At 38.9% G+C, this 7,780-nt stretch carries 6 protein-coding genes and 2 pseudogenes; all 8 read right to left on the bottom strand.

Features of this window, described 5'->3' with window-relative positions; translation table 11 throughout:
* Positions 1–132 precede the first annotated feature (132 nt).
* Positions 133–1,299 (bottom strand): molecular chaperone DnaJ, encoded by a 1,167-nt coding sequence (gene dnaJ / locus DIZ30_RS11905; RefSeq protein ID WP_002289374.1) that lies wholly within the window; start codon positions 1,297–1,299, stop codon positions 133–135.
* Between the two features lie 150 nt (positions 1,300–1,449).
* Positions 1,450–3,279, bottom strand: coding sequence for a molecular chaperone DnaK (dnaK, locus tag DIZ30_RS11910; RefSeq protein WP_002292134.1), 1,830 nt, complete (start codon positions 3,277–3,279; stop codon positions 1,450–1,452).
* A gap of 50 nt (positions 3,280–3,329) precedes the next feature.
* Complete coding sequence (grpE, locus tag DIZ30_RS11915; RefSeq protein WP_002296525.1) at positions 3,330–3,893, bottom strand: nucleotide exchange factor GrpE; 564 nt, start codon at positions 3,891–3,893, stop codon at positions 3,330–3,332.
* A gap of 93 nt (positions 3,894–3,986) precedes the next feature.
* On the bottom strand, positions 3,987–5,030 hold the full coding sequence (hrcA, locus tag DIZ30_RS11920; RefSeq protein WP_002339984.1) for a heat-inducible transcriptional repressor HrcA: 1,044 nt from the start codon (positions 5,028–5,030) through the stop codon (positions 3,987–3,989).
* Positions 5,031–5,264: 234 nt separating this feature from the next.
* Complete coding sequence (gene hemW / locus DIZ30_RS11925; RefSeq protein WP_010718131.1) at positions 5,265–6,431, bottom strand: radical SAM family heme chaperone HemW; 1,167 nt, start codon at positions 6,429–6,431, stop codon at positions 5,265–5,267.
* A 15-nt stretch (positions 6,432–6,446) separates the two neighbouring features.
* On the bottom strand, positions 6,447–6,674 hold the full coding sequence (locus DIZ30_RS11930; RefSeq protein WP_002339983.1) for a hypothetical protein: 228 nt from the start codon (positions 6,672–6,674) through the stop codon (positions 6,447–6,449).
* Positions 6,675–6,925: 251 nt separating this feature from the next.
* Positions 6,926–7,006 (bottom strand): annotated as a pseudogene (locus DIZ30_RS13975) (type II toxin-antitoxin system RelE/ParE family toxin); the annotation flags it as partial.
* Positions 7,007–7,060: 54 nt separating this feature from the next.
* A pseudogene (gene relB, locus DIZ30_RS11935) lies at positions 7,061–7,317 on the bottom strand (type II toxin-antitoxin system RelB family antitoxin).
* Positions 7,318–7,780: the final 463 nt, after the last annotated feature.

Consider the following 7,780-nt stretch of genomic DNA (forward strand, 5'->3'; position numbering starts at 1 on the left):
ACAAACATGACAACTACAAAAAAACCAGGCGAACGTATGATTGTTCGTCTGGTTTTTAATTATTAATGACTTAGCGTTTTTACTAGAAATAGAAAATTTGGGCAAGTCTACTTTATATTTTTACTAGAAAAACTACTTCCGCTTTTTCCCGCCAAAAGCATCTTTAAACTTATCGAAGAAACCGTCTTCTTGCTGTTCTTCAACTTTGATGCCACCAGCTTCAGCGAATGCACGTAATGCTTCTCTTTGTTGTTCATTTAGATTTTTCGGTGTGATCAGTTTTACTTTGACATGTTGGTCGCCTGTTGCACCACCACGTAACTTCGGAGCGCCTTTTCCACGTAAACGGAAGTTCGTACCTGTCTGTGTTCCAGCAGGGATCTTCAATTTCACATCTCCATGGACAGTTGGTACTTGGACTTCATCCCCCAAAGCTGCTTGTACAAAACTTAAAGGCAATTCATAGTAAATTTCAGAACCTTCACGATCAAAGATATCACTTTCTTCTACACGAAAAACCACATACAAATCACCAAATGGTCCGCCGTTTTCTCCAGCTTCTCCTTGACCAGCTAAACGCATTTGTTGTCCTTCTTCTACACCAGCTGGTACATTCACTTTAACTGAATGTGCTTTCTTCTCATGTCCTGAGCCATGACAGGTTGGACAAGGTTCTTTGATTTCTTTCCCTGTGCCATGACAAACATCACAAGTTTGACGGCTCATCACTCGTCCAAGTGGCGTTTGGCGTTCTACATTGATCGTACCTGCACCATGACATTTATGACAAGTAGTTGGTTGTGTGCCTGGTTTTGCACCGTTTCCACCACAAGTATGACAGATTTCTTCCCGATTATACTTGATTTCTTTTTCTACACCAAAAATCGCTTCTTCAAAAGACAAGTCGACCGTATATTGCAAATCAGCACCTTGACGAGGCGCATTTGGATCGACTGACCGACCGCCTCCTCCAAAGAAAGAGTCGAAGATATCTTCAAAACCACCGAAGCCGCCACCAGAGAAGCCGCCGAATCCACCAAATCCGCCACCAGCTCCACCAGCACCGTAATTTGGATCTGTGCCTGCATGCCCGTATTGGTCGTATGCAGCGCGTTTTTGCGGGTCACTTAAAATCTCATATGCTTCTGATACTTCTTTGAATTTTTCTTCCGCATCAGGTTCTTTATTGATGTCAGGATGGTATTTTTTCGAAAGCTTACGATAAGCTTTCTTTATTTCATCTTCTGATGCTCCTTTTGAGAGCCCTAAGACTTCATAATAATCACGTTTTGTTGCCATAGGCTTTCCTCCTATTGGTTCTCATCATTTTCACGTCGCTTGTTATCATATCATATTTTGTTTGAAACAAAAACCGATACTTCAAACTATTTTTCAAAAGAAAAAGCCAAAGTAGCAACTTTGGCCTTCTCTCGAAATTCAGTGAACTGATTATTTATCGTCGCCATCGACTTCTTCAAAATCAGCATCAACGACATCATCTGCTCCGCCTTGAGCTGCTTCTGGATTTTCTTGAGCTTGTTGTTGTGCAGCTTGTTCGTATAGTTTAACAGTCAAGTTTTGAACGATTTCGTTCAATGCATCGCGTTTAGTTTTCATTTCCTCGATGTTGTTTGCTTCAACAGCGGCTTTTAATTCGTCACGAGCTGTTTCTGCTTTTTTCACTTCTTCTTCGTCCACTTTGCCTTCTAATTCTTTCAATGTTTTGTCCACAGAGAATAGCAATGCGTCTACATCATTACGTAGGTCAACTTCCTCTTTACGAGCTTTATCTGCTTCAGCGTTTGCTTCTGCATCTTTCACCATACGTTCGATTTCTTCGTCTGTTAGACCTGAAGAAGATTTGATCGTGATTTTTTGTTCTTTTTGTGTACCTAGATCTTTCGCAGATACATTTACAATCCCGTTTTTATCAATATCGAATGTTACTTCGATTTGTGGAATACCACGAGGAGCTGCTGGAATATCTGTCAATTGGAATCTTCCTAGAGTTTTGTTGTCAGCAGCCATTGGGCGTTCACCTTGTAATACATGGATGTCTACTGCTGGTTGATTATCTGCCGCAGTTGAGAATACTTGTGATTTACTTGTTGGAATCGTTGTATTGCGGTCAATCAATTTAGTGAACACTCCACCCATTGTTTCGATACCTAATGACAATGGTGTAACGTCAAGTAAAACAACATCTTTCACATCACCAGTGATCACGCCACCTTGGATAGCAGCACCCATAGCAACTACTTCATCAGGGTTAACTGATTTGTTTGGTTCTTTTCCTGTTTCTTTACGTACTGCTTCTACAACTGCAGGGATACGAGTAGATCCACCGACTAAAATAACTTCGTCGATTTCTGATTGTGATAAACCTGCATCTTTTAGCGCTTGACGTACTGGTACTTTTGTACGTTCTACTAAGTCAGCTGTTAATTCATCAAATTTTGCACGTGTCAATGTCATTTCCAAATGCAATGGTCCAGATTCTCCTGCTGTGATAAATGGCAAGCTGATTTGTGTGCTTGATACGCCAGATAAATCCTTTTTCGCTTTTTCAGCAGCGTCTTTCAAGCGTTGTAAAGCCATTTTGTCTTGAGACAAGTCAATGCTGTTTTCTTTTTTGAATTCTGCTACCATGTAGTCGATGATTTTGTTATCAAAGTCGTCCCCACCTAGATGGTTGTCGCCAGCTGTTGACAATACATCAAAGACACCGTCTCCTAGTTCAAGGATAGATACGTCAAAAGTACCGCCACCAAGGTCGAATACTAAGATTTTTTCGTCGCGATCTGTTTTATCTAAACCATAGGCAAGAGCAGCTGCAGTTGGTTCATTGACGATACGTTCTACTTCTAGACCAGCGATCTTACCAGCATCTTTTGTTGCTTGACGTTGTGCATCATTAAAGTAAGCTGGCACAGTGATAACTGCTTTTTCGACTTTTTCACCTAAATAGTCTTCTGCGAATCCTTTGATATATTGAAGGATCATTGCTGAGATTTCTTGTGGTGTATATGATTTACCTTCTACATCTACTTTGTAACCTGCTTCACCTATATGGCGTTTGATTGATGAAATCGTATTTGGGTTTGTCACAGCTTGACGTTTTGCAACTTCCCCTACTTGGATTTCTCCATTTTTGAATGATACAACAGAAGGTGTTGTACGGTTTCCTTCTGGGTTAGCGATGATTTTTGCTTCGTTTCCTTCCAATACTGCTACTGCAGAGTTAGTCGTACCTAAGTCAATACCGATAATTTTACTCATAATTAACGTCTCCTTCTTTAATTGAAAGTGTAAGTTTTATATCCGCACAATTATTGTGCAACAATGACCATAGTTGGTCTTAACACGCGATCATGTAATTTGTAGCCTTCTTGTAGTACTTCTACAATCGTATCGGCTGGTGTATCTTCAGTCGCTGGAACAGTTTGTACTGCTTGATGAAGATTAGGATCAAAGGCTTCTCCTTTAGCAGGGATTTTTTCAATTCCTTCTTCTTCCAGTGCGTTACGCAAACTTTCCAAGACCATTTCCACGCCTTTTTTCAAACCTGCCCCTTGATCATCTGACACTTCTGTGGCTAATGCACGTTCCAGGTTGTCAATTGATGGAAGTAATTTTTTGGCTAAATCTTGTGAACGGTATTTTTGTAATTGCTCACGCTCATTTTTTCCTCGATTTGCCATATTTGCGATTTCAGCACGAGCCCGCAAGTATTTATCTTCCATTTCTTCTAACTCAGCTTTTAATTTCGCTGTTTCGAATTCTTCCGCTTCAGCTTCTGAAATACCCGAATCTTCTGCAGCTTCGACATCGATTTCCGGTTCTGGCTGAGCATCTGTCATTTCTTTATCTAGTTCTTCTTGATTTTCTTTCACGATACAGTCTTCCTTTCATTATTCAGTCAGCTGTTTGATTGCTCTTACTAAGAAAGAGAGAACGATCAGCTGCAAATAGCTTCGTTATTCACATTACGAGTTTGACAAGTCAAGCGAGCGGTAGTAATCGGCAAGTTTAGCTGCTAGTTCTCTTCGATAAACATCGACTAGACCGAACATCCGAGAATAAGGCATACTAGTAGGCCCTAACAAGGCTATTGTACCTCTTCCATGACCATCTATCTCGTAACTTGCTTGAATCATACTCATATTCTGCAATAAATCATTGCCTAATTCAGCACCAATCTTGATATGAATATTGCTATCCATCGGAGTGATCATTTGTGTAAGTCCGTCTGAGTCTTTCATAAAAGAAAACATCGATTTGAACTGATCAAGATCTTGACGGGGCTCATAATCCAAGAGATTCATTTGTCCACTGACATAAACCTTTTCTTCAAAAACATGACCAAGAACGGTGTCAAATAACTGAGACATCCCTTCTGTCGTCTGGAAATATTTATGAAGAATCATCGGAATCTCCGTACGAAGTTTATGGTACACCGTCATCAGAGGATCTCCGACTAGACGGTCGTTTACAATCTGTACCATTTTTTCTAGTTCCTGACTTCCCATATATTCGGGAAGAGTGAACACTTGGCTTTCTACATTCCCCATATCTGTTACGACGATAGCAATAATCTGTCGATTATTCAAGGGTACGATACGAAAGCCAGTCAGTCGGCGGTCTTTTATTTCAGGTCCCAATGAAAAAGTCGTATAGCTTGTCAGCTCAGATAATATCTCAGCAGATTGCTTAATAATCTCATTGATTTCATGAAATTCTCTGCCTAGAGACTGACGAATCAGCAGCAAATCATCTTCTGCTACGCGAGCAGGTTTTAACAAATGATCCACGTAATAACGATAGCCTAAAGCAGATGGAATCCGCCCAGAAGAAGAGTGAGTCTTCAACAGCAATCCTTCATCTTCTAATGCTTTCATATCATTGCGAATCGTTGCTGAGCTGGCCTCGACTCCCTCAGACATTAATGTTTTGGAACCAACGGGCACGCCACTACTCGTATAGTGTTGGATGATCAGACGTAAAATGTCGTTTTGTCGCTTTGTTAACATCTTCCTCACCTCTCATTAGCACTCATATATTCTAAGTGCTAATTCACTTATAAATATAGCAAGAAGCCCTTCTCCTGTCAAGAGAAAGACTCCATTTTTTAGCACTCTAAACACAAGAGTGCTAATTCTAAATAATTGATGTAAATCCAGTTATATCAATACTTCAATACCTCATTGTCAAACTTTCTAAACTTTTTCTTTTCAAGTTTCGATAAAAAACAAATATTCTTCAAACTATTTTTCAAATAAAAAGCGCTCAAACACATTGTTCCCCAAAAAAGTCCCTCTTGGTGTCAAATAAACACGGTCTTCTTCATTAACAAGTAACCCTTCTTGCTCTAATTCCCTTAGCACATCACCGTACACCGATTCAATTGTTTTTTGATAGCGATCATAGAAATGTTTTTTAGTAATCCCTGTTTTTTTTCTTAGTCCTAAGAACATTTCTTCTTCTATTTGATTTTTTCGTGTCAATTTTTCTTCTTCCAATACCGGGCGTTCATTTGCTCGTAATGGGCGTAAATAGTGTTGGATTGGTCCTTTGTTGCGGTAACGAATATCTCCAAGATAACCGCTAGCACCAGCTCCAAACCCAAAATAGTGGTCATTGTTCCAGTACATGAGGTTATGTTGAGATTCATGTCCGGAGAGCCCAAAGTTACTTATTTCATATTGGTGACGTCCATGCTTTTCCATTGCTTCAATCGTCTCTTCAAACATTCTGGTTTCCGTTTCCTGATCAGGCAGTTCGAGTCTTCCTTGTCGTACCCAGTTCATGAACATTGTTTTGTTTTCGAGGATCAATGAGTACAAAGAATAGTGAGGCAGATCCAAAGCCAAAGCTTTTTCCAAAGTATCCCGATATCCTTCTAGTGTTTGTCCCGGTAATGCATAAATCAAATCGATGCTTACATTGGTAAAATTTTCTGCTTCTAAAAATTGCATTGTTTGATACACATCTTCTGCAGTATGTTTACGTCCAATTTTTTTCAATAAGCGATTGTCAAATGTCTGCACTCCCATGGATAAACGATTGACGCCATAGTTTTTCATCACTTGAAGTTTTTCACGGGTCAAATCACCAGGATTCGCTTCTACAGTAAACTCATTACCATTTTGAAAAGGCAGGATCTCTCTAGCACCTGATAATAGTCGATCAAGTTGTTTAGCAGATAAAGAAGTTGGTGTTCCGCCTCCTACATAAAGTGTTTCCAAATTCGCTGTAGGATGACTTTCCAGCATTAAACTCATTTCATTCAGCAGCATTTCCACATACTCATCTACTGGCTGCCCTTCTAAAAAAACTTTATTAAAGTCACAGTAATAGCAGATATGCTCGCAAAATGGGATATGAATGTACGCAGAAACCTTGTTTTCTGCGGGATTTATTGTTTCTATCATTGAAATTCTTTCTCCTTACGTCGAAAAGTCGTGCCTGTTTTCGACCTTCTTAAAATCGCGTTCAAGCACCAACTCATTGAAATAAGCCGCATATTTAGAATCAAGGAAACCTAGCTCTAAAAATGCTTGCTTATTGTCATCGGAGCTACACGGTGCTTTTACAGCCTCTCGATAAACGGTAATCGCAAAGCTGACCTTCGGCATTAAGTCAAAATCTGCAAAAATATGAAAAGCTATTCTCACAGATTCCTCCTTAAGTGCTCAGACCACAACGCTTTGCTTACAACCTCTCATATACGCATACTAAACGTATTTGGCGAACAAATCCACTAAAAAATCCAAGAATCGACTTCTTGGATGATTTTTTTACACTCATGATTCTTCCTAAACAATTTTGTCCTTATTTTATTCATAAAAAAATCTAGTCAAATCTCTCACTTCAAGAGTTTTAACTAGATTCCAATTATTATTTTTTTGTAAAAATAAACAGTCTCTTAATCATAGACATTTCTTCGGTGCCCTACTTGAATAGCGATAACAACGAATTGATTATCTTCTATCTCTACCAATACACGTATTTGCCAATCAGAGCTGCTTCTGAATTTCGGGCGTGAATTTTAAACGGCGGGTCATTCCAGCCCACCAAATTCATTAAGGATTCTTCCATGAATACTGTTGTTTTCCCACTTCTTATCCAATGTTTATGGGCAATTTCAGCCGTTTGACGATTGTATTCATCTTCTAGTTATTCCATCGAATAGTTTTTTAGAAGTTCAGATAAAGTAATCCCATAAAATTCAGCCATATAAGAAAGCCATTCTTTTTTGGCGTCACTTACACGAACCGTAATCATAGCCCTATAATTGCCTCTCTTAAAGAATCTCATGCATTTCCTGATGTGATTTTAGAAAAATTTACTTGCTAAAAAACTGTGAAAATGTAGGAGCTAGCATCCTTGTAGTAAATGATCGAGCTCTTTATTATACATTAAAAAAGTTCAGAAATTTTGATGAAGTAGCCAACTACTTTTTCATGAGTAAAGCAACACTAGAAAAAGAATCCTCCAGTACTTAGAATTTACTGGAGGATGTACTTTTGAAGAAGCCTATAGGTTATTTAAAAAATATTACTACAGGAAGGAACGAGAATTACTTCGTTACTTATAATAGAACTTAGTCTTATATAGAAGGCATAGCTCACATTAGCTTATTTGTCCTATAAAAATAAATTACGGTATTTTAGAAAAGCTATTTTCTTGGAATGGCAACAGTTTTTTTGACAAATTTTATAAGGTGCAGAACTTCTTTCCGTATGCTATTCCGATTGTCCTTGACAATGAGCCTCCTCGG

It is taken from the genome of Enterococcus sp. H57 (assembly GCF_003112495.1).
Taxonomy (GTDB): domain Bacteria; phylum Bacillota; class Bacilli; order Lactobacillales; family Enterococcaceae; genus Enterococcus_B; species Enterococcus_B faecium.